General features: G+C 41.1%; 1 protein-coding gene. It reads right to left on the bottom strand.

What is annotated here, in order from left to right:
* Positions 1–749: 749 nt before the first annotated feature.
* A complete protein-coding gene (locus tag C942_RS24195; protein ID WP_007471615.1) occupies positions 750–998 on the bottom strand; it encodes a DUF3297 family protein in 249 nt (82 codons plus the stop codon).
* Positions 999–1707 lie beyond the last annotated feature (709 nt).

Raw genomic sequence — 1707 nt, 5'->3', positions numbered from 1 at the left:
CGGGGGAGTCCATGTAGCCTGCGATAAGGTGCACCAACACCAAACTTACCAAGCGCACTGAACTTCAGACCAAAACTGCCGAGTGTAACGTGTCACCTTGATGCCTTTGTTATGCAAAAGCACGCAAAAATGCCAACTTGGCAGCGAAAACAATAAAATTTAAACCGATAACCAGCATAAACTGATTACTAGATGGTCACCGATTTTCAAATACCAAACTCACTGGTGAATACGCATTAAGCCCAAAGTATCGCCGAGAAAGTACATAACCTACTGGTGAGTAAACCAAAAGCCCAAGGGTTCACCAGAAAAAACGTTACTTATTAGTGAGAAAATCAGAAGCCGAGGCTATAAATTTTGGAACTCTGAACTGACTGACGAATACACGAAAGCCATGAAATTGACCAACAAAGACAAATTGAATTTAGGCTTTTCAAAATAGCTGGTTAACTTGCAATGAGCCAATAGCAAGAAAATCATGTTCTTCGGCGGCAATGTTTCCAGTTAAAACCAACTTCACTTTCAGTGCATAACGCCTGCGATAAGCGGCGCGAATTTAACCTTACTTACAATGAACGCCGTAATCACGGAGCAATTTCAAACCAAAACTACCGAGTGTTCGCGTCCGTTTGATTGCTTTGTTATATGCGTATTTCTAATACTTGGAAGAGCTATTTAAAATGGTGGGAAAGCAATGCATAGAGCTGGTATAGCCCTATGCATTGACAATAAGCGGCAACTAAGACAGCTTATTTGTAGAATGCCTCTACTTCACCTTTTAGTGTAATCAGCATTGGATTACCATAACGGTCCTTTGCTTTAGGTGACGGGATTTTTACCCAACCTTCACTGATACAATATTCTTCAACATCAGTACGCTCTTTACCATTAAGGCGAATACCGATGTGATGTTCAAAACACTCTTCTACAAAGTGTAGGCTACGAGGGTTACCCGATAAGTGATCTGGCAGAGTTGGTTTTGAGTTAGTATCGCTCATGTTTATGACCTGAGATAGAAATATGGTGCGCCATTCTAGACAATACCGAACCATGCCACAAGAAATTAGCACTACCGGCAGCATATAACGCCTGGCATAAGGTGCGCCACGACTAACCTACAAAGCGCACCAAACTCCATACCAAAACTGCCGAGTGTAACAAGTCACCTTGATGCCTTTGTTATGGCTACATTTCAAGCAATTAACTTGATTTTGACACGCTACCGCCGAACAGAATTATTTACCTGCCATATGATTAAAGCATCATACAACAAACAAAATGTATAAATTTGAAATTGCTCAATTTTAGCCTTAAATATTAGACACCTAGACTCTTTATGAATGGATTTTGTGTGGGTGGTTTTTAGAGGAATTGAAGCAGTAGCCACAGGACATAAATTGCTCTTTATCAACAGATTTAAAGCGGAAGCTTCGGGAAATATTGCAAATAGTTGGAACTTGATAACCAGAAACCAATTTTGACCGTTCTCGTTCGATGATGTTTCAGGTATTTCTGACAACAAACACAACTGGTAAATCAAGCGTGCTGTGGACAAAACCAGCCAAATTCACAGTTCGTTATACCGAGAAGCGTTAAATCATACCGCCTGAAAATAGCGACTTTATAGCCGCTAAGCTTGACCCGAAAACCTTGCAGCGAAGACCCGTTGCCTGTGCTTTATATGCCATAACGCCTGGCATAAGGTGC

Source organism: Photobacterium marinum, from assembly GCF_000331515.1.
GTDB classification, from domain to species: Bacteria; Pseudomonadota; Gammaproteobacteria; order Enterobacterales; family Vibrionaceae; genus Photobacterium; species Photobacterium marinum.
Note: the sequence above shows the minus strand (reverse complement) of the source record. Positions and strands in the feature narration are given on the sequence as shown.

Coding starts and splice junctions, on each gene's coding strand:
- C942_RS24195 (WP_007471615.1), bottom strand. CDS start 998: ATGAGCGATACTAACTCAAAACCAACTCTGCCAGATCACTTATCGGGT.